The sequence below is a fragment of the Nocardia sp. NPDC004068 genome (assembly GCF_042874315.1).
Lineage (GTDB): Bacteria > Actinomycetota > Actinomycetes > Mycobacteriales > Mycobacteriaceae > Nocardia.
Genome location: NZ_JBIAMW010000004.1, coordinates 470040 through 494354, shown reverse-complemented (window position 1 = coordinate 494354; position 24315 = coordinate 470040). Strand labels below are relative to the sequence as shown.

The window sequence follows — 24315 nt, the reverse complement described above, 5'->3', positions numbered from 1 at the left end:
AAGACAGCGGCCACGCCGACCCGCCTCGGCCACTCGCCTTCTCGGATGATCATGCCATCCGGATGCTCGCACCATCCAGGGGTACGATTCGTTCAGTAGTCCGAATCGAACACCATCGTCGACCGCTCCCCACCCTCATACCGCCCCCACCCCGGATCCCCCGTCGTCGCGAAATCGATCCACGCCTTCCGCATAACCCGCGACAACTCCCGCGGCGGATTCGCCCCCACCAGCCCCCGCGCGTCCTCCGCCCCCAGCCGATCGAACAGGAACGGCAACTCCAGCGTGTGAGTCGCGCCCACCAAATCGTCTGCCCGCCAAGCGAAGTCGTAGGAGAAAGTTCGTCCACCGGCATCGGAGTGAGCGCGAGCCAAGTCGACGGCGGGTCGGCGGAAAAGGCCGTCGGTGATGATCGTCGCCAGTTGGTCGGCGGGCGGGAGGGCATCGGGGAGGGGAAGGGAGTAAGCCTCCCCGGCCAGGCGGACTTGTTCGGGGCCGGCTTCGGCGAGGACATTGTTGGGGAGGAGGAACAGCCGGGATTCTTCGCGAGTGGTTCCGAGCAGGACGTCGATCGACGAAGGGATGCGTCCCCGGGCTTCGGCCGTCGGCACGATGTCCCCGTCGACCGTAGGCATATAGGGCGTGAAGAAATAACTCGTCGGCCCCCAGCGATCGGTATCCCGGAAGCTCTCGTTCAATGCCAGGTGGCGAGTGCACAGCTCCCTCAACGGAAGACGCGCGGGCTCATCGCCCAGCTCGCGCGTGATCCCCGAGATCAACGACGCCGCCAAGTCAGCATCCGACACCAGCCCGAACGGGCCGCTCTGGAGAATCATCCGGCGAAACAATCCCGCCGCCGCGGAAGATCCCGCATAAGCCCCCAAACTCCCGCCCCCGCCGAATTCCCGAACACCGTGACATTGTCCGGATCCCCACCGAACCCGGCGATGTTCTCCCGCACCCACCGCAACGCGAAAAGCTGGTCGCGCAGACCGAGATTCGTCGGTACCCCGGGCAGCGGCAGGAAACCGTCCACGCCCAGCCGGTAGTTCAGGCTCACGAACACCACACCGTCGCGGGCGAAGGCCGTTCCGTCGGTGCGTGGGTCCGCGCTCGTCCCGCAGACGTACCCGCCGCCGTGCACGTAGACCATCACCGGTAGGCCCACCGCGCCGATGTCGGGCGTTCGGATGTTCAGGGTCAAGCAGTCCGTGCCCCAGGTGACGGCCCGGGGTGCCGCCGCGCCGACGAAGGGCAACGTCGCGGGCTGGGGGGCGGCGGGGCCGTAGGCGAAGGCTTCGCGGGTGCCGTCCCAGGCGGATGGGGGCTGGGGCGGCTGGAAGCGGCGGGGGCCGAAAGGGGCTGCGGCATAGGGTATTCCGAGGAAGGAGACAACGCCTCCGTCGGCTCGCCCGGCGACGAGACCCTCGGCTACCCGCACCGTCACGAGTGCTGATGACATCACGATCATACACGATACTTCGATGGATATCGAACAATTGTCCGCCCCTACTCTCCCGGGCGCCGTGTCACCGAATGGCCACTGGCACAAAGGCATTCGACTGGCCGACCCACCCGTCCGATGATAGAGTCCGCCCGGGGCGAAATGTCCGCTACGGCGGACTACCGGGCAGGCATCGTGGCTCGCCACTCTTCCTGGTTCCCGAGTGCTGTGGGCCAGGAGACGGAAACGAGCCTGCCGGACCGCACGAAGGGGGCAGCGTTGGAGGACTGGGGGGCTCGCCGTGGGCCCGATCGGCTGCACGGCCGCGCGGCGGAGATCGAGAAGATACGCGAATTCCTGGCCGAGGCCAGTGGGGATTTCGGGCGGGTGCTCGTGATCGACGGGGCACGCGGAATGGGTAAGAGCCGGTTGCTGCACGAGGGGCTGGCGCTCGCGCGGGCGAATCCGGCGCGGCCGATCGTGCTGGGCACCGACGATGTGGATTCCGCGGCGCTGCTGCTGGGTTCGACGGCGTGGGCCGCCGAGACGGCGGGCGGGTATGTCGCGCTGTCGGCGGTGTTGGAGGTCCACCCGCCGCCCACCAGCGGCTACGGCCCCGTGGTACGGGCCGACGCCTACGACCGGATCATCCGCGTACCGCTGCGGCCGCTCGACGACGCGGCGGCCGCGCTGGTCGCCGCCGATGTGCTCGGGGCGACGCCCGAGGACGAGCTGTCGGCGTACCTCGCCGCCGCCAACGGCAATCCCCGCCTGATCGTGGATCTCGCGGCGGGGCTGCGCGCGGAGGGACACCTCGAAATACGCGGTGGCCGTGTGGCTTTGCGCTCGGCCGCCTTGCCGGAGCGGGTCCTCGCGACCGTGCGGGCGTGGCTGCGTGAGCATTCCGAGAAATGCCGTCAGCTGTTGCGCGCGGGCGCGGTGCTCGGCCCCTCCTTCGAACTCGCCGAAGCCCTGGAACTGCTCGACGAGACCACCGTCGGCGTGCTGCCCGCGCTCACCGAGGCGCTCGCCGCGGAACTGCTCGTCTCCGACGACGACCGGCTGGCCTTCCCCAACGAGATCGTGCCGCGCGCGCTCGAGCGGCTGCTGCCCGTCGCGGCGCGGGTGACCCTGCTCGACGACGCCCGCCGCATTCGCGAGCGCTCCCCCCGGCACGCCGACCGCAGGACGCCCGTACCCCGGACCGGGCGCGCCGAACTCGATCGCAACGCCCACGCCGTGGCGGCCGTGCGCAATCTGGTGGCCGCCGGACGGCTGGACGCCGCGATCACCCTCGCCCGCTCGACCCTGGAACGGTCGCTGCCGGAGGACCTGGTCGTCGAATTGCGTTGTCTGCTCAGCGATGTGCTGGTGATGGCCGGCCGGGCGGCCGAGGGCGTGCGCGAGGCCGAACGGGTGCTCACCGCCGCCGAACCCCCGAGCGCGCACACGGCCGCCGTCTCCGGGGCCGCGCTGCTGTTCGGCCAGTACATGCTCGATCCGGACCGGGCCCGCACCCGCGCGCAGGCCGTGCTCGGGCGACGCGGCCTGGTCGGCAAGGATCCGCACGCCGTCGTCGCCGCCACCGTACTGTCCAACGAGCGGTGGGCGCACGGTGAACTGCGCGAGGGGCTGCGCTGGGGCCGGGCCGCGGCGCGCGGCGTCGATCCCGATCTGCCCTATGCCTGGCCCAAATTGGCGCTGGCCACCAAACTCGGGGAACTGCGCCGGTTCGACGAGACCGAGGCGCTGATCGCGGAGGCGGCCGAGCACATCGACCGGTTGCAGCTCGGCGCGCATCTGTCGGCGGTCGCCACCGTCCGCTCGCGCATGCTCGTGCAGGCGGGCCGCCTCGCCGAGGCCCGCGACGAGGCCCGCGTCGCCCTCGACATCGCCACCGAACTGGGCACTCCCCTGCTGGTTCCGCTGACCCATACGGTGTCGGCGCTGGTGGCCTTGCGATCCGGCGACGCCGACGCGGCGGCCGGGCACGTTCGCCGTTGTCGAGCCGAATTGGCCACGGGCCGAACACTTTTCCGATCCCCGCAGTACGACTGGGTGGAGCTGCTGGTGATCCACGCCCGGTCGGGCGCGGGCGCCGCGGCCGAATTCCTCACCGACGCGGCCCGCGGGCTGGAGAGCACCCCCGCGCTGCTGGTGCAGGAGCCCGGCGCGGCGGCGTTCTTCGTGCGCTTGGCGCAGCTCACCGGGGACGACGGGCTCGCGGAGCGGGCGGTGGCCGCGGCCGAACGGCTCGCCGCGGACAATCCCGAGTACCCGCAACCGGCGGTCGCGGCCCAGCACGCGCGCGGCCTGCTCGACCGGGACCCCGTGGCGCTCGGCGCGGCCATCGCCGGGCACATCGATCCGTGGGCCCGTGCCTGCGCGGAACGTCATCTGGCCGAACTGGATTCGACGTCGGCGCCGCCCCGGCCCGAGCCCGCCGCGCTCGCGCCGGACGCGGACTCCGGCTGGCATCTGCTCACCGACACCGAGCGCGCGATCGCCGAACTCGTCGGCGCCGGACTGACGAATCGGCAAGTGGCCAAACGGATCTACGTCTCCCCGCACACGGTGAACTATCACCTGCGCGCGATCTTCCGCAAGCTCGGGGTCTCGTCCCGTATCGAACTCGTACACCACCTGTACCGGCGCGCGACCTAACCCCGCGCGGCCGCCGCGACCGCCGCCGCTACCGCCGGGGTGACCCGGGGATCCAGCGCGCTCGGCACCACCCGATCCGGTGCGAGGTCCTCGGCCGCGATGGCCGCGATGGCCTCGGTGGCGGCCAGTTTCATGGCCTCGGTGATGTGGGTCGCACCGGCGTCGAGGGCGCCGCGGAAGATGCCCGGGGAGGCGAGGATGTTGTTGATCTGGTTCGGATGGTCGCTGCGGCCGGTGCCGACGATCGCCGCGTGCCGGCCGGCGATCGCGGGGTCGATCTCGGGTTCCGGATTGGACAGCGCGAAGATCACCGCGTCGGCCGCCATGCTGGCGACCAGTTCCTCCGGGACCCGCGAGGAGGACACGCCGATCAGGACGTTCGCGCCGGGCAGCGCCTGGGCGATGCCGCCGCGCAGTCCGCGAATGTTGGTGTGGCGGGCCAGTTCCGCCTTGACCGGGTTCAGATCCGTCCGCTCGGAGTGGATGATGCCGCGGGAGTCGACGAGGGTGATGTCGCCGACCCCGGCCGCCAGCAGCAGCCGCGCGCACGCCACCCCGGCCGCGCCCGCGCCCGCGATCACCACCCGCATCCGCGTCAGGTCGGCGTTCAGCAGGGTGGCCGCGCCGCGCAGCCCGGCGAGCGTCACGATGGCGGTGCCGTGCTGGTCGTCGTGCATGACCGGGCAGCCGAGGGTGTCGATCAGGCGGCGTTCCAGCTCGAAACACCGTGGCGCCGAGACGTCTTCGAGGCTGACGGCCCCGAACGACGGCCGCAGCCGCGTCAGCAGGTGCACGATCTCGTCGACATCGGTGGTGTCCAGGACGATCGGCACCGCGTTGAGTTCGGCGAACGCGCGGAAGATCCCGGCCTTCCCCTCCATGACCGGAAGCGCCGCGCGCGGGCCCACATCGCCGAGCCCGAGCACCGCGGTGCCGTCGGTGACCACGGCGATCAGGCGGCCCGCCCAGGTGTACTCGTCGACCAGTTCGGGCCGGTCGGCGATCGCGGTGCTGACGCGGGCGACGCCGGGGGTGTAGGAGACCGAGAGGGTCCGGGAATCGAGCAGCGGCGCGGTCGGGGCGACCACGAGTTTCCCGCCGCGATGGAAGTCCAGAATCTCCTCGTCGCGGATATCGGTGGTGGCGACTGCTTCGTTCACGGGAGCCTCCTCGATTGCACGGATCTATTCCACGATCGACCGAACGGCCTTTTTCCGAAATTAGACCAAGAGCGCGGGAAATGCCCACTACTCGATCGGGTAGTTCCACGGGAGGCCGTCCGGGAGGCGATCTCGAACCACTCGGGCGAGTAGTTACGGGAGGCTGCTGGAAGTTATATTCAGCGTAATCACAAGGGTGGAAGTAACTATCACGGGCAGGCGTTCGACCGAGACCACATCCGAGAGGAACCATGTCTACCTGCGATGATGTTCGCCTATCCGCTCGACCCGGACGGTAGCCGACTTTCCCCGGAAAGCGCGGGAAAACCCCGCTGTGACCCGCCCCACAATTTCCGCAGCGGTTGCACGCCCGTCCAGCTCCGGTACAGTTCGATTTGCGTCGAATAATCCATTCGTCGACGCGAGGAACCACTTATTGATATACGGGGAGGGTTCGATGTCGGTGGCACCCACCGCACGACTTTGGTCCACATTCGACCCTGTCGATCGGGTATCGAATGATGCTTTCACACTCGCTCGGATCGAATTCGGCACGACCTCGGCGCTGGACATATCCGAGGGCGGCACACCCGTGCTGCGCATACCGATGAGCTCGCCGGGCTTCGACGAGTTCACCGAGACCTGGGCGGTCGACGCTCCCGTCACCGCCGGGCGCTACGAGGACCTCGTCTACGCCCACACCGACGAGTACCTGTTCGCCGCCGTGCAAATCCCGGAACTCGACGAATACGCCGAGGCCACCAACCGCGCCTATCGTTCGGCGTTCAAACTCATCGCGAACCTCAACTACCCCAGCATCTTTCGCGTCTGGAACTTCGTCGGCGGCATCGTCGACGCCAACGCGGCCGGGATGGAGATCTACCGCGACTTCGTGGCCGGACGTGCCGAGGCGTTCAAGCTGTACCAGGACGGCCTCGGAAAGATCCCCGCCGCAACGGGAATCGGCACCCGCGGCCGCGGCATCTCGATCGCGCTGCTCGCCGCGCGCACGCAGCGGCCCCGGCACATCGAGAACGGACGGCAGCTGCCCGCCTACGAGTACCCGCGCGAATACGGGCCCAAGTCACCGAATTTCGCCCGCGCCACGGTCCTGCGCGACGCGGACGAGACGACGCCGCGGCAGCTGTTCGTCTCCGGCACCGCGAGCATCCTCGGGCACGCGACCGTCCACCCCGGCGACATCCGCAAGCAGACCCGCACCGTGCTCGAGAACATCGAATACCTTGTGGGACAAGAGAATCTGGCCGACTACGGGCTGAGCGGACACAGCCTGTCCGATCTGCGCCAGCTCAAGGTGTACGTCAAGCACGCCGCGGATCTGGAGGTCGTGCGGGACATCGTGACCGACGCCGTCGGCGGCGCGGCCACCGCCCGCTACCTCAATGTCGACGTCTGCCGCGACGACCTGCTGGTGGAGATCGAGGCGCTCATCCCGCTCGACGAGGGATCGCCGTCGTGAGCGCGGCGATTCCCGGCTCGATGTGGGGCCTCGACGGTATCGCGCTGCAACAGCCCGACTGGGCCGATCACGCCGATATCGCCCCGGTGCGTGCGTATCTGGATCGGGCCGCGCCACTGGTCGCGGCCGAGGAGGTCCGCGCGCTGCACGATCGGCTCGCCGAGGTGGCGGCCGGGCGGGCGCAGATCCTGCAGGTCGGCGACTGCGCCGAGATGCTGGCCGAATCCAGCGACGCCGATTTCGCGGCGAAGACCGACTTCCTCACCCGGATGAGCGCGAACTTCAGCGATCTCACCGACCGCCCGGTGGTGCGGATCGGCCGGTTCGCCGGACAGTTCGCCAAGCCGCGCAGCAGTCCCACCGAGCGGGTCGGCGGCAGCGAATTGCCTTCGTACCGAGGCGATCTCGTGAACGGGCACGGACCGTCGCACGCCGAACGCGCGCACGAACCCACCCGGATGCTGCGCGTGCACGACTTCAGCCGCGCCGCGCACCGTCATCTCGCGGCCCGCCGCGCCGGCGACGGCTACGGTCCGTGGTCCAGCCACGAGGCCCTCGTGCTGGATTACGAGGTGCCGCAGATCCGCGGAAATGCCGACGGCACGCAAACGCTCACCTCCACCCATTTCCCGTGGGTCGGGGAACGGACCAGAGGGCTCGATTCCAGTCATATCGCCATGCTCGCGGCGGTCGACAATCCGATCGGGTTGAAAGTGGGTCCGTCGATGCCGGGCGACGACCTCCGGAAATTGTGCGAATTGCTCGATCCGCATCGCACACCCGGGCGGCTGACGCTCATTTTCCGGCTCGGCAACGCGCATGTCCGGGAACGGCTTCCGGAATTGGCCGAGGCGGTGCGCGACGGCGGGCATCCGGTGGCGTGGGTGTGCGATCCCATGCACGGCAACACCTTCGCCACCGCCGCCGGGGTGAAGACGCGCCGGGTCGACGACGCGGTCGGCGAGGTCGTCGGATTCGTGGAGACGCTGACCACGCTCGGCATCGCGCCGGGCGGACTGCACCTCGAGACCTCCCCCGCCGCGGTGACCGAGTGCATCGGCCTGAACGTGACCGAGGAACACCTGCTCACCGGCCGCTACCGGTCCAGCTGCGATCCCCGCCTGAACCCGGGCCAGACCTGCCAGGTCATCACGGCCTACGCCACCGCGGCCCTGACCCTGACGATATGACCGCGCAGGCTCCTGGTCCGTACGGGAACCGTTCACTGGCCCAGGACCGCGTCGAGCAGGCCGGGGAACCGACGGTCCAGGTCGGCGCGGCGCAGTTCGAGGAGGCGGCAGCGGCCCTCGACGAAGGTCCGGGTGAGCCCCGCCTCCCGGAGGATGCGCCAATGATGTGACAGCGTCGCCGGGCGCAGATCGACCGTTTTGCCCGCTACCCCGCACTCGACCGGCTGGCTCGTGGCGTAGAGGTACTTCGCCAGGGTCAGCCGGGCGGGATCGGCCAGCGCCGCGAGGATCTGGACCATTTCCAGCTCGTCGAGCGCCGGTTCGGGCAATACGTTCGACACATTCGGCATGTTCGGACACCTCCAATAGTTTGACAGTCATCAAACTGTTCGATTAGCATAGCAGGTGTCGCACGGGCCGGTTCTGTCGGTATCTCGCGCGCATTTCTTTCGCTGTCCGGACGGCGTCACTCGGTGCATTCCCATGAATGGCATTCCAAGGAGGGGTTCGAGGTGGTCGGCAATCAATCGCGGCTGGTGGACGAGAGGCGAATACCACCGGATGCCGTCGAGACGGTGAATTCGCGACCGTGGGCCGCGCTGTGGACGGTCTGCGTCGGATTCTTCATGATCCAGGTGGATACGACGATCATGGTCGTCGTCCAGCCCGCGATCCAGACCCAACTGCACACCTCGATCAACGCGGTCATCTGGGTGACCAGCGCGTATCTCCTCGCGTACTCGGTGCCGCTGCTGTTCGCGGCGCGGCTGGGCGACCGGATCGGGGCCAAGACCGTGTACGTCGCGGGCATGGTGGTGTTCACCCTGGCCAGCGTCGCCTGCGGCCTGTCGACCACGGTCGGCGTGCTGATCGCGGCGCGGGTCGTGCAGGGCGTGGGCGCGGCGCTGATCACGCCGCAGACCCTCGCGGTGATCAACCGGGTGTTCACCGCGGATCGGCGGCATTCGGCGATGGCCGCGTGGGGCGCGGTGTCGGGGATCGCGACGGTCGCCGGGCCGCTGCTGGGCGGGCTGCTGGTGAGCACGGTGAGCTGGCACTGGATCTTCCTGATCAACGTGCCGGTCGGAATCATCGGTCTCGCAATGGCTTTCCGGTTCATCCCGGAGCTGGAGACGCACAGCCGCCGCTTCGACGTGCTGGGCGTCGTGCTCAGCGGGGCCGGGGTGTTCCTGCTCATCTTCGCCCTCCAGCAGGGCGAGAGCCTGCACTGGGACGGCCGGGTGTGGGCGATGCTCGTCGCCGGACTCGCGGCGCTGGGCGCGTTCGTGTTCTGGCAGAACAGGATTCGGATCGAGCCGCTGATTCCGCTGCGGCTGTTCCGGAGCCTGAACTTCTCCCTCGGCGTGCTGGGCATCGCGGCCATGGCGGTGGTGATGAACTCCCAGGTCATCCCGATCATGTACTACCTGCAGCGGGTCGCGGGGCTGAACACCATGGAGACGGCGTTCACGACGGTGACCATGGCGGCGATCATGGTGGTGCTGGCCCCGCTGGTGTCGCGCATCGTGGGCCGGGCGGTCCCGCGCTACGTCGCGGTGTCGGGTTTCCTGGTGGCCGCGATCGGCACCGCGATCCTCCAGTACGCGCTGCACGCGGATCGCTCGATCCTGTTCGTCTCGTTGGGCTTCGGCGTGTTCGGTCTCGGCGGCGCGTTCGTGCTCGCCCCGCTGGCCACCTACTCCATGCGTGAGCTGTCGCCGGATCTGATGGGCGCGGCCTCCGGGGTGTTCAACACGCTGCGCCAGACCGGCGCGGTGCTCGGCGCGGCCGCCATGAGCGCGCTGGTCCAGACGAATCTCGCCCATCACCTGTCCGAATCCGCGGCCCGGACCGCCACCTCCGGCCCGGCCGTCCTGCCCTCCGAAATCCCCGGATTGCGAACCGATTTCGCGACCGCCATGGCGCAGAGCATGTTCCTGCCGCTCGTCGCCGGGCTGGTCGGCCTGCTCGCCGCGCTGTTCCTGCACGGCGGGAAGTCACCGAGATAGTGAACGAGAAGGTGTCATCGTGTCTGCCAGTTCCAATTTCGTTGCCGAGATAGAGACCAGAGCCGTTGCGGGAGGCTGGCTTTCGAGCCCGGCCTATCGGACCGCCGAGCGGGACCACAGCTACGCGGACCTGTTCGAACGGACGGCCCGCGCCGCCCACGCACTGCGCGGGTACGGGATCGGTGCGGGTGACCGGGTGTGCCTGATCCTGCCCGAGACCATCGATCTGGTCACGGTGTTCCTCGCGACCCTGCGGATCGGCGCGATCGCGGTGCCGCTCAACGGGAACGCGACGACCGAGCAACTGGCCGACGGCACGCTGCGCTCCGGCGCGTCGGTGGTGGTGCGCCACCGCGAATTCGAGGTGCCGGACGGCTGCGTCGCGCTGTGGCCGGAGCAGCTGGCCGGGGAACGGGCCGACACCGAGATCGCCGCGGTCACCGACGACACTCCCGCATTCTCCGTATTCACCTCCGGCACAACGGGTCCCGCGAAACTGGTGACGCACACGCACGGCGACATCCGGCACTTCGACAACGGCGTCGGCAACGCGCTGGGCATCGCCCGGGGCGAGGTCTGCCTGTCGGCGTCGGGCACCTACCTCGCCTACGGGCTCGGCAACGCGGTCTTCTTCCCGCTGCTGCGCGGCGCGTCGACCGTCCTCAACGGGACCGACTCCCGGCTGGTGCCCGCCGAGGCCCTGCGGCTGATCGAACGGCATTCGGTGGACGTGTTCTACGCGATTCCGAGCTACTTCGCGACCCTGCTGCGCGAGCCGGGGGCCGACGCGCTCAAACGGCTGCGGATCGCGGTGACCGCGGGCGAGGTGCTCAACACCGCGGTGGAGAACAACCTGCTCGCCCTGCTCGGATCGAGTCTGACCGGCATCTTCGGCACCACGGAGATCGGGCACGCGGTCGCGGTGAACGCCGGGGCCGACTACCGGCCGCAGAAGGTCGGGCGGGTGATCGGCCCCTACGCCGTGCGGGTGGTCGATCGGCAGTCCGGGCAACCGATCGACGCCGGGGAGATCGGCAGCCTCGAGGTGCTCGGACCCACGATCTCGCTCGGCGCGAAGGACGCGTCGGTGCCGCCGGTGCGGCTCGCCGGGCAGTGGTACGCCACCGGCGATATCGCGCGGCTCGACGACGACGGGTACCTCCAATTGTTCGGGCGCGCGGACGATGTCGAGACCGTGGCCGGGCGCGACGTGTACCCGGCCGAGGTGGAGTCGGTGCTGCTGGAGTCGCCCGCCGTGCGGGAGGCGGCGGTGTGCACGGTCGGCGGGCCCGACGGCGAGCGGCGGCTGCGCGCCTACGTGGTGCGTGCCGACGACGCGGTGTCGGAGCTGGAACTGGAACGTCGGCTGCTCGCCGCGGCCGCGAAAGCGCTGGCGCCGCACAAGGTTCCGCGCGAGGTGCGATATCTCGACGCACTCCCCTACATCCTGGGCGGCAAACTGTCCCGCCGCGACGTCCGGCAGCTCGGGTGAGCGAGAAGGAATGACCATGCATCTGGATGTGAAAAGTCTTGCCGCGCTGGATAATTACTTCGGGCGGCTGGTGTCGACGAGCAGGATCCCCGGCTGGACCGCGATCGTGGCCCGGCACGGCGAGATCGAGTACACCTCGAGCGGCGGGCTGGCGAATGTCGCCGAGGGGCGGCCGATGCGGACCGACAGCATCTTCAAATCGTTCTCGCTGTCCAAGCCGATCACCTCGGTCGCGTTCATGACGCTCGTCGAGCAGGGGCTCGTCGGGCTCAATGATCCGGTGGCGGAATACATTCCGTCGTTCGCGCGCTCGCGCGTCTACCGGGACGGCTGGGTGGTCGATCCGGTGACCGAGGGGCTGGTGGAGCCGGTGCGGATCTGGCATCTGCTGACCCACACCTCCGGGCTGGGGTACGGATTCCATCACACCCATCCCGTCGACCACCTCTACATCGAGGCCGGTTACGGGTGGGGGTCGCCGGAGGGCGTGGGGCTGGCCGAGGCGGTGGATCACTGGGCCGAGTTGCCGTTGCGGTTCCAGCCCGGGACGGGGTGGAACTACGGGTTGAGTACGGATGTGCTCGGCCGGGTGATCGAGGTGGTGTCGGGCAAGTCGTTCGGCGAATTCCTGCGCGAGACGTTGTTCGAGCCATTGGGGTTGCGGGACACGGCCTTTCACGTGCCCGCGAGCGCGAAGGACCGCTACGCCGCCATGTACACGCCCGGCCCGGACGGCATCGAGCTGGTCGCGCCGATGAGCGCCTACCCGACCGAGGATCCGATCCTGTTGTCCGGCGGCGGCGGGCTGTACACGACCGCGGAGGACTACACGAAGTTCCTCGGGCTGCTCGCCAACGACGGGCGGATCGGGTCGGATCAGCTGATCTCGCCGATGACCGTCGAGTCCATGCGGACGAATCATCTGCCCGGCGACGCGGTGCTGGGGTCGTTCCCGAGTCTGCTCGGCGTTCCGGCCATCACCGACGCCATGCCCGCGGCCGGATTCGGGCTCGGTTTCCTGGTGATGAAGTCGCCCGGGCAGAGTCATGTGCTCACCCGGGCCGGGGAGTATTCGTGGCTGTCGGCGGGCAGCGCGAACTTCCTGGTCGACCCGTCGACCGGGGTCAGCGCGATCGTCGTCCCGCAGATCTTCCCGTCCCGGGTGCTGCCGATGTTCAGCCGCCTGCGGCAGTTCGTGTACCAGGCGTATCGCTGGTGAATGGAAGCCGGTGAATCGGGAATCGCCTCCTCGACCGGAACCCGACCGAGGAGGCTGATCCGATGCGCGCCGCCACCTACGACTCCTTCGCCACCGACAACGCGCCCCTGCGCGTGACCGAGGTCGCCGACCCCAAGTTGGGTCCGGGCGAGGTACTGATCCGGGTCCGGGCCGCGGGCGTCAACCCGGTCGACTGGAAGGTCATGGCCGGCTACCTGGAACCGATGCTGAAGGCCGTCTTCCCGGTCATCCCCGGCTGGGACGTCGCGGGCGAGGTCGTCGCCCTCGGCCCGGACACCCCCGAATTCACGGTCGGCGACGAGGTCATGGCCTACGCCCGCAAGGACGTCGTCCACGCGGGCACCTTCGCCGAATTCGTGGCCGTCGCCGCCGACCACGTCGCCCGCAAACCGGCCGAACTCGACTGGGCCCAGGCAGGCGGCCTACCCCTGGCCGGAATGACGGCACAACGCTGCCTCGACCGCATGAACGTCGCCCCCGGCGACACCCTCGTCGTCTACGGCGCCTCCGGCGGGGTGGGCAGCCTGGCGGTCCAGATCGGGCGCGACCGAGGCGCCCGGGTGATCGGCACAGCCTCCGAACGCAATCACGACTTCCTGCGTGAGTTGGGCGCGGAGCCGGTGGCGTATGGGGAGGGTGAGGTCGAGCGGATTCGGGAGTTGACTCCGGATGGGGTCACCACGGTAGCGGACTTCGTAGGCGGCCAACTGGACGTCACCCGCGCGATCCTCGCAGAGGGAGGCCGCCACACCTCCACCACCGACGATACGGTGGAAAAGGAAGGCGGCCATTACATTTGGGTCCGGCCGAACGGCGCCAAACTCACCGAATTGGCGGACCTGGCGAAGCGAGGCGCGCTGCGGGTGGAGGTGAGCAGGACGTTCATCCTCCCGGAGGTCGGAAAAGCCTTGGACGCCAGCCGGTCCGGACATACCCGAGGGAAACTGGTCGTGCTGCCGTAAGCTCCCCCTTCCCGAGCGAGCACACCTCGCCAGACGGCCGGTCGGAGGCGGTTAGGACAAGCCGTTGTCCGCCGATGCCCTGAACTCCGGTCCCGAGCGCCCCGTAACTTTTCCCCGCGCAACCCGATATGGGTGCTGATGACTTCGGCGGGTGGGTGGCCGAGGCAGCCCGCTGCCGAGCGGAATGTGTTGGTATGCAGTTTTTTGGGGTCGTGGGGATCTCGGCTGTCCTTCCGTCTCGGCGTTGCCATCGGAAGGGGACCAGTGATCGACGAGCCAGCGGAATCGTCTCCGCTCGATATCGCGGCCTTGCGTTGTTTGCAGGTGCGGATGATGCGGCGGGATATCGACGCGGACGGCAATGCGAAATCGGTCGCGGCGAAGGCACCGTTCTTCGAGCAGTTCGTCTCCGCCACGGGGCGATTCCTCGCGGAAATGGCGGGACCGACAGGAGACGTGTCGTCGGATGCCGACGGCATCATCGAATCGGCCGCGCGCCGTGCCGCTTTCGTGGACGACCGTGCCCGTGCGGTGACGGTACTGATCGAACTCATGGTGTTCGATCCCTGGCCGGACGGCGCCAAGTGGGTGGCGAAGATTCGAAAAGACGAACTCGCCGCGGCCACGCGAGATCTCGGTGGCGCGGACGCGGCGGATCTCGCCATGCTGGAACGGGAATTCGATATCGTCCTGAAACAATTGCGGCGCAGATCCATTCGATGGGGTCGGGTCGCCGCGGTGACCGCGGTGGGCCTGGGGGCGGGAGTCCTCACCGGGGGAATGGCCGCCCCGGCGGTGGGTGCGGCCATCGGCGGCACACTCGGGCTCAGCGGGGCGGCGGCCACCTCCGCGGGGCTCGCCATGCTCGGCGGGGGTTCACTCGCCGCGGGCGGTTTCGGAATCGCTGGCGGCACCATGCTCGTGACCGGAGTCGGCGGGCTGACGGCGGCGGGGGCCGCGGGAGCCGGTTTCCGATACAGCCGCCTCGGCAGCGGGAATATCGCCATGGACGCGGTGAAGATCGATCTGCTCGCCCGCGCGGTCCTCCTGCAATCCGAGGACCGGGACCAGAAGATGCGCCGCGTCGTGTCGAGTCTGCACACCGCCGCCGACGAACTCGCCAAGAAGGCGAATCTGTTGTCCGCACGCATTGTCGGACTCGAGGAGCACAATCGGACGTTGCGGGAGGAGAACAACGCGCTCCGGGCGCGAGTGGCACAGCTACGGTCCGACCTCATGCGAAGCGACGACGAATTGAACAGTTTGCGTTCGGAATTGGAGACCGTTCGTCACGAACGCGCGGCGGTGAACGTCGTGCTGGATCGCATACCCGCCATGGCCGTCGAATGACCGACGACTTCGAGCGGAACCTCGACTCTCTCGCGCGCTGTCTGGCCGCGATCGACGAGGCAATGGACGACGCCCTGTCGGACGAGCCTCGACCTCAGCAGTTGCCCGTCGCGGAACGGCCCCTGACCTACCCGGAGATCACCGCGTTCAACGACCAACTTCGCGACCGATTCGGTTGGACGGAAGTGGATCTCGACGCCGCCCTGACCGACGAACAACGCGACGAACTCCACGCCTGGCGTGAACGTCACCGGCGGTCGTGGACGACCGGGGATTTCGCGGCCGTGGGGGTCGCGGGCCTCATCGGCGCGCTCTGCGTCTGGTTCGACACGGCCGTCGACCGGAGCACCGGCACTCGCCTGCGGCGTCTCACGGAAACAGAGCGCGTGCGCGGCTGGGAGCGAGCCGGTAAGCGCCTGCCCATCGACTACATGGGTCCGGGATTCGGCGGTCGCGCGCACCGCGTCAAATCCGGTGGGCACGATCTGCTTAGGACCTTCACCACCCTGCGGCAGATCATGGACGGTCAGTTCCAGGGCGTGCGCTACGAGAACGGTCGACGGATCGATGAGCGGGTCGACAATCGATTCGAGCAGGTGGAGGACTGGCCGGACGCGGGGCTGCGGCTCATGCGGCACCTCGCCGCGGATTTCCTCACGCCGATGAGCCTTCCGATCCCGGGAATGTCGCTGCTCTACGAGAGCGGCAACGAGACGGCGCGGCAGTTCGCCCTGCACGCCTACTCCGGCATGCGGGCGGGTGAGGGGTGGAATTTGCGCAGCGCGACGGTCGCTCCCACCTTCTCGACCGTCGTCACCGAACTCGTCGTTCGAACGCATGTCTGCGCCGAAAGCATCAGGGAGTCAAACACTTTCGCCCTCCTGACACTTCCCTGGCAACGCAAACAGAACGAGCTGTTGTTGGCGGCGCACGCGCTGGTCGCCGCGTCCGCGGCAGGGAAGACGACGGCACGATTGCTCGCCGTGCGCAGTCGACGCGGCGTGCTGCATCCGGCGACGATCCGGCATCTCCAGTTGCCCGCGCTGATTCGCGCCGGATGGGCGGCCGTAGACGTGATCATCGATACGCGTTCGGCGACAGGGCATTCCGCGTCCGAATGGGACGATCTGGCGCTCCGTGTCCCGAAATTACCTCTCGCATAACACTTTTCACCGATTACCCGAGAAAGAAAACCATGGCCAACACTCTCGACCGCATCAACACCATCGCCGCGAAGCTCCGGTCCGCGCAATCCGCGGTCAGCACCGAAGAGGCGACCAAGAACGCACTCGTCATGCCGTTCATCGCCCAGGTTCTCGGCTACGACGTCTTCGATCCGGCCGAGGTGGTGCCCGAATTCGTCTCGGATGTGGGCACCAAGAAGGGCGAGAAGATCGACTACGCGATCCTGCGGGACGGCGCGATCCAGATTCTGATCGAGTGCAAGAAGATCGGCGAGCCGCTCAATATCAATCACGCCTCGCAGCTCTTCCGGTACTTCGCGGTCACGTCGGCTCGGATCGCGATCCTCACCAATGGCCTTGAGTACCAAGTCTTTACCGACGGTGACCGGCCCAACATCATGGACTCGAAACCGTTCCTGGTGTTCGACATCCTCGATATGGACAACGTTCTCGTACCCGAGGTGGCCAAGCTGTCCAAGGAGTCGTTCGATCTCGACTCGATCGTCAGCGCGGCGGAGGAGCTGAAGTACATCGGGCAGATCAAGCGGCTGCTGACCCAGGAGATCAAGACCCCGTCCGAGGATTGGATCCGATACTTCGTCAGCCGCGTCTACGAGGGCAAGGCGACCCAGCGGATCGTGGACCAGTTCCGGCCGCTGGTGTCCAAGGCCGCGGCGCAGTTCATCGCGGATCAGGTCAGTGACCGGCTGAACACCGCGCTGGGCGACAACACCGGCGCGGTCATCGCCGCTCCCTCCGAGGCCCCGGCGGCCGACCCGGCACGCGCACTCGAGCCGAAGCCGGTCACCGACGACGGAGTCGTCACCACCGAGGAGGAACTCGACGGCTTCAATATCGTGCGCGCGATCCTCGCCAAGGAGATCGATCCGGCGCGCGTGTGCTATCGCGACGCGAAGGCGTACTTCGCGGTCCTGCTCGACGACAACAACCGCAAACCGATTGTGCGCCTTCACCTCAACGGCAAGAGCATCAAATTCATCACCACATTCGAGAACGGCAAGGACGGCGAACGGCACGACATCGGCAATGTCGTCGACCTCTACCGGCACATGGATCGACTGCTCGCTACGGTGAAGAACTACGGCTGAGCGGATCGGGCCGCGGGCTCAATCCAGCCACTCCAACGCCGCCGTCACCATTGCCCGTACCCCCGTATCGATCGTCGGTTCCGGCTCCGGCGCGAAATGGGGAGAGTGGTTGGACGGGATGTCCTGTTCTACCGTGCCCGCGGAGAGGGCGTTCAGGAAGTGTTGGGGGTCCACCCCGCCGAAGAACCAATAGCAGAGGGGGGATTGGGATTCGGTGGCGAGGAGGCCGCAGTCTTCGCTGCCGGTGAGGGGGCCGGGGTCTACGACCTTGTCGTGGCCGAGGGCCGCGCGGAGGGCGGTGGCGGTGCGGTCGACGGCGGATTCGTCGTTGACCAGGACGGGGAAGGTGTCGATGGGGGCGATGTCGGGGTCGCGGGGGGCGGCCGAGGCGGCGGATTCGGCGCGGACGATGCGGTCTACGGCGGCGAGGACGCGGGTGCGGACGGTGGGGGTGAAGGTGCGGATGTTGAGTTGGAGTTCGGCTCGGTCGGGGATGATGTTGTGGGCGGTGCCCGCGTGGACGGCGCCGACGGTGACGACGGCGGTGTCGGTGCCGCTGATCTCGCGGGAGACGATGGTTTGCAGGCGCAGGACCGTCGCCGCGGCCATCACCACCGGGTCGACCGCGGTTTCGGGGCGGGAGCCGTGACCGCCCTTGCCGTGCAACGTGATTCGCAGGGCGTCGGTGGCGGCCAGGGCGGGGCCGGGGTGCAGGGCCACCATGCCGTACGGGAACGGGCCGACGTGTTGGGCCAGGACCACGTCGGGCTTGCCGAAGCGGGTGAACAGGCCGTCGGCGATCATGGCCTCGGCGCCCCTGCCGTTCTCCTCGGCGGGCTGGAAGACGGCGACGATCGTGCCCGACCAGGACTGCCGCGCGCCCGCCAACACGCGCAGCGCGCCGAGCAGACAGGTCACGTGCATGTCGTGACCGCACGCGTGCATGACCGGGCCGCCGGTCTCGGGGTCGGTGGCGGTGGAGGCGTAGGGCAGGCCGGTCTGCTCCCGGACGGGCAGGGCGTCCATATCGGCGCGCAGCAGCACGGTCGGGCCGGGGCCGTTGGCGAGCCGGGCGACGACGCCCGTGCGGCCGACGTCGGCGGTCACCTCGTAGCCGAGAGCCGTTGCGCGACGGACGATTTCGGCCGACGTGCGATGTTCGGCGAAGGCGAGTTCGGGATGGGCGTGCAGATCGCGGTAGAGCTCGCCGAGATCGGCACGCATGGCGTCGAGCTGGTCGGTGAGATTCAGCGCGGCTCGGGTCATACTTCGAGGGTATTCGCCTCGCGGTGCTCACGGCCCGAGCCGTGCACAACGAATCAGTTCCAGCGGGACTGCGGCTGGCGACGGACGGCGTGTTCGCCGTTGGCCAAAATCTCGAGCTCCTCGAGGAAACGCTCGATGCTCTCGGACCGGGCCTCGGGGTTGTCGATCTTGACGCGGACCTTCTCCTCGGTGCGGTCCAGCATGGCCGCGGTGAGGTCGGTCTGCAGATCGCGGATGAGCTGGCGGCGCAGTTGCAGGATCTGGTCGCGGCCCTGCTTGCGGACGCGCTCGACCTCGGTGGCCGCGGCCTCGCGCATCTGCGCGATGATGTGTTCGGCGTCCGCGCGGGCGTCCACCCGCATCCGCTCGAGTTCGCTCTGCGCCTCGGCCATGGCGTTGTCGTAGGCCGCCTTGGCGTCGGTCAGTCGCTGGGTCGCCTGGTCGCTCTCCTCGAGCTGCTTGCGGATGGCCTCCTGGTTGCGGACCATCAGCCGTTTCACAATGGGCACAACCCATTTCCAGATCGCGAAGACGATCACCGCGAACGCGAACAGCTGACTGAAGAAGACCGGCCAGTCGAAGGTGATCTGGTACGGCCCCGCGGCGACGATGCCGACGGTGTGATTCATGACGACGCTTGTCCCCTCTGCCGCCCGGCGCTGCTTCCGGCGCGCTGGCCGTTGACACCGGAAACGCGCTGCGCCAGCGATTCGGCCAGCGGTTCGACCTCTTGCCGCAACTCCGCCGACACCTGGTCGGCCTCCGCCCGCAGCTGCGCGGCGGATTCGGCGACGATCCGGTCGGCCTCCTCCTGGGCCTCGGACCGGAGTTGTTCGAGAATGGCCCGGCCCTCGGCGCGCGCCTGATTGCGAATCTCGGCGGCTTCGGCGCGGGCCTTCTCGAGTCCCGATTGATAGCGGGCTTCGGCCTCGGCGAACGTCTCCTTCGCTTCCTTGTTGTTCGCCGTGGTCGCCTCGACCCGCGCCTCCCGTTCGGCCAGCACCTTGCGGATCGGCGGAACGACGAAGAACCAGATGACCCCGAGCACGATCAGGAAGATCAACAACTCGGCGAAGAAGGTGCCGTTGGGGATGAGGAAGTTCCCCTCGGCCATGACATCCGTTCGCTGGGCCATGAGCTCTACGCTCCTGGTGTCGCGAACACGAACAGCGCCATGAACGCCAGGTTGATGAAGTACGCGGCCTCGACCAGACCCACGGTCAGGAAGAAGTTGCCGCGCAGGCGGCCCTCCGCCTCGGGCTGGCGGGTGACGCCGTTGATCAACGCCGAACCCGCGATGCCGTCACCGATGCCCGCGCCGATCGCGCCGCCGGCCATGATGAGGCCGCCGCCGATCAGTGCGCCCTGGACAATCGCTGGATCTGCCATGTTTCATTCCTGTTCTCGAACGTTTTCTCTTCGAATGAAGAGTCGGTCAGTGGTTTTCGTGCTCCAGCGACATGGATTGACTGAAGTAGAGCACGGTCAGAAGCGAGAAGATGAACGCCTGGATCGCGCCGACGAAAAGGTCGAACAACTTCCAGATGGCGTTGGGACCCCAGCTGATCCAGAACGGGAACAACGCGATCACCGAGATCATGACGCCACCGGCGAACATATTGCCGAACAATCGCAGCGACAACGACAACGGCTTGGCGATTTCCTCGATGATGTTGATGAACACCATCGGACCCCAGCCGGTGTGGCCCTTCAACAACTGCTTGGCATGGGTCAGCGGACCGCGCCGCGCGATGCCCGCGCCCTGATAGAACAGGAACACGAACAGCGCCAGGGCGTAGACGAAGTTGACGTCGGAGGCGGGCGGGGCGATCAGCTCGCCGTCGCCGTACTGCATCGGCAGCACCGACAGCCAGTTCGACAGCAGGATGAAGGTGAACAGCGTGACCGCCAGCGGCAGCGCGAACGGCGCCACCCGCAGCCCGATGGCCGCCTCGACCTGATCGCGCATCTGGATCGTCACCGTCTCGAAGAACAGCTGTACCCCGTTGGGCACGCCGGAGGTGATCTTGATCCGGACGAATACGGCCAGCGCGATGACGATCACCGCCGCGACGACCGTGGACACGATGGTGTCGACGTTGAAGGTCATGCCCCACAGGTGAGCCACCGCGTGGTGGCCGACCTTGATCTTCGGCTCGGCCTCCTCGGCGAGCAGGAACGCGGTGTTCATGATGTCTGGCGCAGCCCTTTCCATTCGGGGACCACGGTGTGGAGGACCACGACGACCTGGAAGAGGGCCAGCCCGAAGAAGATTCCGATCCCGTTGGGCCGCGTCAGCAGGGCCACCACGATGGCGATCACGGTCAGGCCGAGCAGGCGCACGGCGGTCGAGGCCATCAGGGCCTGTTTGCTCGCCGTTTCCGACCGAATGACATTGGTGATGGACTTCCAGGTGAGCCGCGCGTTGAGCCAGCCCAAACCGAGTCCGGCACAGATGAATACGCCCAGCAGCACCCGATCCAATGCGCCGGTAATCATCAGAGCCAGTACACCGAGCGCGGTCGCGATTACCGCGACTCGGCGCATTCGGAGTCTGTCGACGTCCACTACGACACCGTCCTCGCCCGTCACCCCACCTCGTAGTGGGTTCGTGATTGATCGTCAGCTTACACATGCGGATGCCATTCCGTGCCAAGACTTTTGATCTTCGTTTACATGATCTTGAAATGTGCATACGGAAGCGCGACAGGTATTGTGTAGCTATCGGGCACTCCATCCATTCGGGCTACTTTCGGGCGAGTAAAAGACATTTCGGGCGAATCGGAAATCGGCACGTCGAAAAGTCGTCTCCATTCACAAAAAGGATGAATCGGACATCTGTGCCGTAGCTCACAGCTTCCTGAACAGCCGGTTACGGTCAGGCAACCCTACGCGAAGCCGACCCGTCGGTTCCTTGTCAGCAATCCGGACCAAAGGGACAACCAGCCCCCGACACACCCCTACCGGCTGGCGGTGCGGGCCCGGATCGGCGAAGGTGACCAGAAGAAGCGACGCGATCATGAAGGGACATCCATGGCCGATCCCGCAGGGCCGGACGACCTTCGCGCACCGGCGATTCCGTTGCGCCGACGCGGCCCCGTGCTGTGGTTGCTGGTGCTGCCCGGCCTGGCCTACTGCCTCGCGCCGGTGGTCGCCGACCGCATCGAGCCGCGCGTGTTCGGCATCCCGTTCCTGGTGTTCTACCTGCTCGTCGTCACCGCGCTGACCGGGCCGCTGATCGCCTTCGTGGCGCGCTTCGATCCCGCCTACCGAAGCGGCGCACCGGAATTCGTGCCCGTCGACGACGCGCCCGAGGACCGCGCGTGAGCGGGCGGGCGGCGGTGGCCGTCTCGCTGTTCGCGCTCGCCATGGCCGCCACGGTCGCCATCGGCGTGTGGTCCGGGCGGGGACGCGCCAAATCGCTGACGGAGTGGTCGATCTCGGGCCGCGGGCTGGGCACGCTGTTCGTGCTGCTGCTCATGGCGGGCGAGTCCTACACCAGCTTCTCCTTCCTCGGCGCGGCCGGGTGGTCGTATCGGTACGGGGTGCCGATCTTCTATCTGATCGCGTATCTGAGCACCGGCCTGGTGGTCGCCTACTTCGTGGCGCCGCTGCTGTGGACCTACTGCGCCCGGCACGGACTGGTGTCGATCGCCGACATCGCCGAGCACCGGTTCGGTTCGCGGGCACTCGGGGTGGTGGTCGCGGTGTTGTGCACGGCGTTCCTTGTTCCGTACGTGCAGTTGCAGATTCAGGGCATGGGCGTGGTGGTGCACGCCATGAGTTACGGCGCGATCGATCTGCGGGTCGCGGCGGTGGTGTCGTTCGTCGTGGCCGAGACGTTCATCCTGGCGTCGGGTCTGCGGGGCTCGGCGTGGGTGAGCGTGCTCAAGGACGGACTCGCGGTGGCGTCGGTGGTGTTCCTCGCGGTGTGGGTGCCCTGGCACTACTTCGACGGTCCGGGGGCGCTGTTGAATCGTCTCGTGACGGAACGGCCGCGATGGTTGACCTTCCCCGGCGCGGGCGGCGGAACCTTCGGGGCGGCGTGGTACGTGTCGACGATTCTGCTGAACGTCGTCACGATCTGCATCTTCCCGACCACGGTGGCCGGATATCTCTCCGCGTCGAATCCGACCGCGCTGCGGCGCAATTCGTTCCTGTTGCCGTGGTACCAGCTGCTGCTGGTGGTGCCCATCCTGATCGGCGCGGCCGCGCTGTTCGTCTTCCCGGCGCTGAGCAACTCCGATCTGGCGCTGTATCAGCTGGTGACCGATTCGCTGCCCGCCCCGCTGGTGGCGGTGATCGGGATCGCGGGGGCGCTGTCGGCGATCGTGCCCATGAGTGTGTTCCTCATCGCCATCGGAACCCTGTGGGGCCGAACGATTCTCGGCGGCGGATCGAGCGGCGCCGCCCGGCAGCGCGGGCGTTCGCAGCTGGTGTGCCTGGTGGTCGGCGCGATCGCGTTGCTGGGGGCGGTGAGTTATCCGGAGGCGCTGGTGAATCTGTCGGTGCTGTCCTACGAGGGGGTGGCGCAGCTGCTGCCCGCGGTGCTGCTCGGGCTGTACTGGCGGCGGCTGACCGCGCCGGGCGTGGTGGCCGGGCTGGTCGTCGGGACCGGGGTCGTGCTGGGACTGCACGCCGCGGGCCGGGATCCGTTGTACGGCATCAACGGTGGGCTGATCGCGCTGGCCGCCAATGTGGCCGTCGCGGCCGCGGTGAGCGCGCTGCCGGTCGGACGGTTGACCGGCCGAGCGGCGACGGGCAGGGTGAGGCCATGAGCAGCAGCGACGAGGTCCGCGCCGGAGTGAACCTGACCAATCTGGACAAGCCGCTGTTCGACGGCGCCGACGCGACCAAGCGCGATCTCATCGATTACCTCGAGGCGGTCGGCGACCGGCTGGTCCGGCAGCTGCGCGAGCGACCGCTGTCGGTGGTCCGGGTGCGGCCGGGGCAGGAGCCGTTCATGCAGAAGAACCTGCCCAAATACACCCCGGAGTGGGTGCCGCGCATGACGATCTGGGCGGAGAGTTCGCGGCGCGAGGTCACCTACGCGGTCTGCGACGACCTGCGCACGCTGCTGTGGTTCGGGAATCAGCGGGCCATCGAATACCACCCGACCCTGCTGCTCGGCGATCACAGCAAGGGGCCGACGCATCTGGTCCTCGACCTCGATCCGCCCGAGGGACAACCGTTCCGGCAGGCCGTGCTGGCCGCGCAGCTCATCCGCCGCGCGCTGGCCGATGACGGACTCGCGGGCGCGGTGAAGACCAGCGGCTCCAAGGGCGTGCACGTCTTCGTCCCGGTGCGCGCGGGCACCTCGATCGAGGACGCGGCCGCCGCCACCCGGGCGGTCGCCGCGCGCGCCGAACGGCTCGATCCCGATCTCGCCACGACCGCGTTCATTCGCGAGGACCGGGGCGGCAAGGTCTTCCTCGACTCCACCCGCGCGGGCGGCGCGACCGTGGTGGCCGCCTACAGTCCGCGCGTGCGGCCCGGCGCGACGGTGTCGTTCCCGCTGGCCTGGGACGATCTGGAGCGGATCACCCCGCGCGAGTTCACCGTCCGCACCGCCGTCGCCGCGCTGGGCGAGGCCGATCCGTGGGCCACGGAAATGCCCGCGCCGCAAGCGCTTCCGGCCGATCTGGTCGAGGAGGGGCATACGATCCCGGTCGCCCGGGTGCAGGCCATGCACGAGGGCAAGCGCCGCGCCCGCGCCCGGCGGGCCGACCCGGCGTCGTAGTCTTTTGCCGATTCGGCAACGAAAG

General features: G+C 68.1%; 23 protein-coding genes. 13 read left to right on the top strand and 10 right to left on the bottom strand.

Annotated elements, in window-relative coordinates; all coding sequences use genetic code 11:
- Positions 1-92 precede the first annotated feature (92 nt).
- Positions 93-836: a carboxylesterase family protein gene (locus ACFYTQ_RS12910; RefSeq protein WP_387360000.1), complete on the bottom strand. Its 744-nt coding sequence runs from the start codon at positions 834-836 to the stop codon at positions 93-95.
- Entirely contained in the window at positions 833-1462 is a 630-nt protein-coding gene (locus ACFYTQ_RS12905; protein WP_387360198.1) for a carboxylesterase family protein, read from the bottom strand. Before ACFYTQ_RS12905 ends, ACFYTQ_RS12910 begins: the two co-directional genes overlap by 4 nt.
- 261 nt (positions 1463-1723) lie before the next feature.
- Between ACFYTQ_RS12905 and ACFYTQ_RS12900 the strand changes: the two genes are divergently transcribed.
- Positions 1724-4108: a LuxR C-terminal-related transcriptional regulator gene (locus ACFYTQ_RS12900; protein WP_387359998.1), complete on the top strand. Its 2385-nt coding sequence runs from the start codon at positions 1724-1726 to the stop codon at positions 4106-4108.
- On the opposite strand, the gene ACFYTQ_RS12895 is transcribed toward ACFYTQ_RS12900, so the two are convergent.
- Positions 4105-5268, bottom strand: coding sequence for an NADP-dependent malic enzyme (locus ACFYTQ_RS12895; RefSeq protein WP_387359996.1), 1164 nt, complete (start codon positions 5266-5268; stop codon positions 4105-4107). The genes ACFYTQ_RS12900 and ACFYTQ_RS12895 overlap by 4 nt on opposite strands.
- A gap of 457 nt (positions 5269-5725) precedes the next feature.
- Here ACFYTQ_RS12895 and ACFYTQ_RS12890 point away from each other — a divergent pair, with 457 nt between their 5' ends.
- Positions 5726-6748 (top strand): FkbO/Hyg5 family chorismatase, encoded by a 1023-nt coding sequence (locus ACFYTQ_RS12890; RefSeq protein WP_387359994.1) that lies wholly within the window; start codon positions 5726-5728, stop codon positions 6746-6748.
- Positions 6745-7938, top strand: a complete 1194-nt coding sequence (locus ACFYTQ_RS12885; RefSeq protein WP_387359991.1) for a 3-deoxy-7-phosphoheptulonate synthase — start codon at positions 6745-6747, stop codon at positions 7936-7938. The genes ACFYTQ_RS12890 and ACFYTQ_RS12885 overlap by 4 nt, the downstream gene beginning before the upstream one ends.
- 32 nt (positions 7939-7970) lie before the next feature.
- Here ACFYTQ_RS12885 and ACFYTQ_RS12880 read toward each other — a convergent pair whose 3' ends face one another.
- Positions 7971-8288: an ArsR/SmtB family transcription factor gene (locus ACFYTQ_RS12880; protein WP_387359989.1), complete on the bottom strand. Its 318-nt coding sequence runs from the start codon at positions 8286-8288 to the stop codon at positions 7971-7973.
- 123 nt (positions 8289-8411) lie between these two features.
- Here ACFYTQ_RS12880 and ACFYTQ_RS12875 point away from each other — a divergent pair, with 123 nt between their 5' ends.
- The 7 genes from ACFYTQ_RS12875 (at position 8412) to ACFYTQ_RS12845 (ending at position 17284) form a co-directional block, all read left to right on the top strand.
- A complete protein-coding gene (locus tag ACFYTQ_RS12875) occupies positions 8412-9947 on the top strand; it encodes an MFS transporter (protein ID WP_387359987.1) in 1536 nt (511 codons plus the stop codon).
- Between the two features lie 19 nt (positions 9948-9966).
- Positions 9967-11439 (top strand): AMP-binding protein, encoded by a 1473-nt coding sequence (locus ACFYTQ_RS12870; protein ID WP_387359985.1) that lies wholly within the window; start codon positions 9967-9969, stop codon positions 11437-11439.
- A 10-nt stretch (positions 11440-11449) separates the two neighbouring features.
- A complete protein-coding gene (locus tag ACFYTQ_RS12865; RefSeq protein WP_387359983.1) occupies positions 11450-12658 on the top strand; it encodes a serine hydrolase domain-containing protein in 1209 nt (402 codons plus the stop codon).
- Between the two features lie 62 nt (positions 12659-12720).
- Positions 12721-13641: an NADP-dependent oxidoreductase gene (locus ACFYTQ_RS12860; protein WP_387359981.1), complete on the top strand. Its 921-nt coding sequence runs from the start codon at positions 12721-12723 to the stop codon at positions 13639-13641.
- A gap of 264 nt (positions 13642-13905) precedes the next feature.
- Positions 13906-14991 carry a hypothetical protein gene (locus tag ACFYTQ_RS12855; RefSeq protein ID WP_387359979.1) on the top strand — a complete coding sequence of 362 codons (1086 nt, stop codon included), beginning with the start codon at positions 13906-13908 and terminating at the stop codon, positions 14989-14991.
- Entirely contained in the window at positions 14988-16154 is a 1167-nt protein-coding gene (locus tag ACFYTQ_RS12850) for a hypothetical protein (protein WP_387359977.1), read from the top strand. Before ACFYTQ_RS12855 ends, ACFYTQ_RS12850 begins: the two co-directional genes overlap by 4 nt.
- A gap of 32 nt (positions 16155-16186) precedes the next feature.
- Entirely contained in the window at positions 16187-17284 is a 1098-nt protein-coding gene (locus tag ACFYTQ_RS12845) for a type I restriction endonuclease (RefSeq protein WP_387359975.1), read from the top strand.
- An 18-nt stretch (positions 17285-17302) separates the two neighbouring features.
- Here the strand turns inward: ACFYTQ_RS12845 and ACFYTQ_RS12840 are convergent, their stop codons facing one another.
- Genes ACFYTQ_RS12840 through ACFYTQ_RS12815 form a run of 6 tightly spaced genes read right to left on the bottom strand, consistent with a single transcriptional unit; the run spans position 17303 to position 21049 of the window.
- Positions 17303-18550 carry an amidohydrolase gene (locus tag ACFYTQ_RS12840; protein ID WP_387359973.1) on the bottom strand — a complete coding sequence of 416 codons (1248 nt, stop codon included), beginning with the start codon at positions 18548-18550 and terminating at the stop codon, positions 17303-17305.
- Between the two features lie 53 nt (positions 18551-18603).
- The gene (locus tag ACFYTQ_RS12835; RefSeq protein ID WP_387359971.1) at positions 18604-19179 is read right to left on the bottom strand and encodes a hypothetical protein; all 576 of its coding nucleotides are present in this window, start codon (positions 19177-19179) and stop codon (positions 18604-18606) included.
- A complete protein-coding gene (locus ACFYTQ_RS12830; RefSeq protein WP_387359969.1) occupies positions 19176-19685 on the bottom strand; it encodes a F0F1 ATP synthase subunit B in 510 nt (169 codons plus the stop codon). Before ACFYTQ_RS12830 ends, ACFYTQ_RS12835 begins: the two co-directional genes overlap by 4 nt.
- Positions 19686-19690: 5 nt before the next feature.
- On the bottom strand, positions 19691-19939 hold the full coding sequence (locus ACFYTQ_RS12825; RefSeq protein ID WP_387359965.1) for a F0F1 ATP synthase subunit C: 249 nt from the start codon (positions 19937-19939) through the stop codon (positions 19691-19693).
- 46 nt (positions 19940-19985) lie between these two features.
- Positions 19986-20741 carry a F0F1 ATP synthase subunit A gene (gene atpB / locus ACFYTQ_RS12820; protein ID WP_387359963.1) on the bottom strand — a complete coding sequence of 252 codons (756 nt, stop codon included), beginning with the start codon at positions 20739-20741 and terminating at the stop codon, positions 19986-19988.
- Positions 20738-21049, bottom strand: coding sequence for a hypothetical protein (locus ACFYTQ_RS12815; protein ID WP_387359961.1), 312 nt, complete (start codon positions 21047-21049; stop codon positions 20738-20740). The genes atpB and ACFYTQ_RS12815 overlap by 4 nt, the downstream gene beginning before the upstream one ends.
- Positions 21050-21583: 534 nt before the next feature.
- On the opposite strand from ACFYTQ_RS12815, the gene ACFYTQ_RS12810 reads away from it, so the two are divergent.
- From ACFYTQ_RS12810 to ligD, 3 genes are read left to right on the top strand one after another with little or no spacing between them, the layout of a single operon-like run.
- Positions 21584-21877 carry a hypothetical protein gene (locus tag ACFYTQ_RS12810; RefSeq protein WP_387359959.1) on the top strand — a complete coding sequence of 98 codons (294 nt, stop codon included), beginning with the start codon at positions 21584-21586 and terminating at the stop codon, positions 21875-21877.
- Positions 21874-23328, top strand: a complete 1455-nt coding sequence (locus ACFYTQ_RS12805) for a sodium:solute symporter (RefSeq protein ID WP_387359957.1) — start codon at positions 21874-21876, stop codon at positions 23326-23328. The genes ACFYTQ_RS12810 and ACFYTQ_RS12805 overlap by 4 nt, the downstream gene beginning before the upstream one ends.
- On the top strand, positions 23325-24290 hold the full coding sequence (gene ligD / locus ACFYTQ_RS12800) for a non-homologous end-joining DNA ligase (RefSeq protein WP_387359955.1): 966 nt from the start codon (positions 23325-23327) through the stop codon (positions 24288-24290). The genes ACFYTQ_RS12805 and ligD overlap by 4 nt, the downstream gene beginning before the upstream one ends.
- Positions 24291-24315: the final 25 nt, after the last annotated feature.

Excerpts from the sequence above, each read along its gene's own strand:
- ACFYTQ_RS12910 (WP_387360000.1), bottom strand. The coding sequence starts at position 836 with ATGATTCTCCAGAGCGGCCCGTTCGGGCTGGTGTCGGATGCTGACTTG.
- ACFYTQ_RS12905 (WP_387360198.1), bottom strand. The coding sequence starts at position 1,462 with ATGTCATCAGCACTCGTGACGGTGCGGGTAGCCGAGGGTCTCGTCGCC.
- ACFYTQ_RS12890 (WP_387359994.1), top strand. The coding sequence starts at position 5,726 with ATGTCGGTGGCACCCACCGCACGACTTTGGTCCACATTCGACCCTGTC.
- ACFYTQ_RS12880 (WP_387359989.1), bottom strand. The coding sequence starts at position 8,288 with ATGCCGAATGTGTCGAACGTATTGCCCGAACCGGCGCTCGACGAGCTG.
- ACFYTQ_RS12865 (WP_387359983.1), top strand. The coding sequence starts at position 11,450 with ATGACCATGCATCTGGATGTGAAAAGTCTTGCCGCGCTGGATAATTAC.
- ACFYTQ_RS12860 (WP_387359981.1), top strand. The coding sequence starts at position 12,721 with ATGCGCGCCGCCACCTACGACTCCTTCGCCACCGACAACGCGCCCCTG.
- ACFYTQ_RS12850 (WP_387359977.1), top strand. The coding sequence starts at position 14,988 with ATGACCGACGACTTCGAGCGGAACCTCGACTCTCTCGCGCGCTGTCTG.
- ACFYTQ_RS12845 (WP_387359975.1), top strand. The coding sequence starts at position 16,187 with ATGGCCAACACTCTCGACCGCATCAACACCATCGCCGCGAAGCTCCGG.
- ACFYTQ_RS12840 (WP_387359973.1), bottom strand. The coding sequence starts at position 18,550 with ATGACCCGAGCCGCGCTGAATCTCACCGACCAGCTCGACGCCATGCGT.
- ACFYTQ_RS12835 (WP_387359971.1), bottom strand. The coding sequence starts at position 19,179 with ATGAATCACACCGTCGGCATCGTCGCCGCGGGGCCGTACCAGATCACC.
- ACFYTQ_RS12830 (WP_387359969.1), bottom strand. The coding sequence starts at position 19,685 with ATGGCCCAGCGAACGGATGTCATGGCCGAGGGGAACTTCCTCATCCCC.
- ACFYTQ_RS12825 (WP_387359965.1), bottom strand. The coding sequence starts at position 19,939 with ATGGCAGATCCAGCGATTGTCCAGGGCGCACTGATCGGCGGCGGCCTC.
- atpB (WP_387359963.1), bottom strand. The coding sequence starts at position 20,741 with ATGAACACCGCGTTCCTGCTCGCCGAGGAGGCCGAGCCGAAGATCAAG.
- ACFYTQ_RS12815 (WP_387359961.1), bottom strand. The coding sequence starts at position 21,049 with ATGATTACCGGCGCATTGGATCGGGTGCTGCTGGGCGTATTCATCTGT.
- ACFYTQ_RS12810 (WP_387359959.1), top strand. The coding sequence starts at position 21,584 with ATGGCCGATCCCGCAGGGCCGGACGACCTTCGCGCACCGGCGATTCCG.
- ligD (WP_387359955.1), top strand. The coding sequence starts at position 23,325 with ATGAGCAGCAGCGACGAGGTCCGCGCCGGAGTGAACCTGACCAATCTG.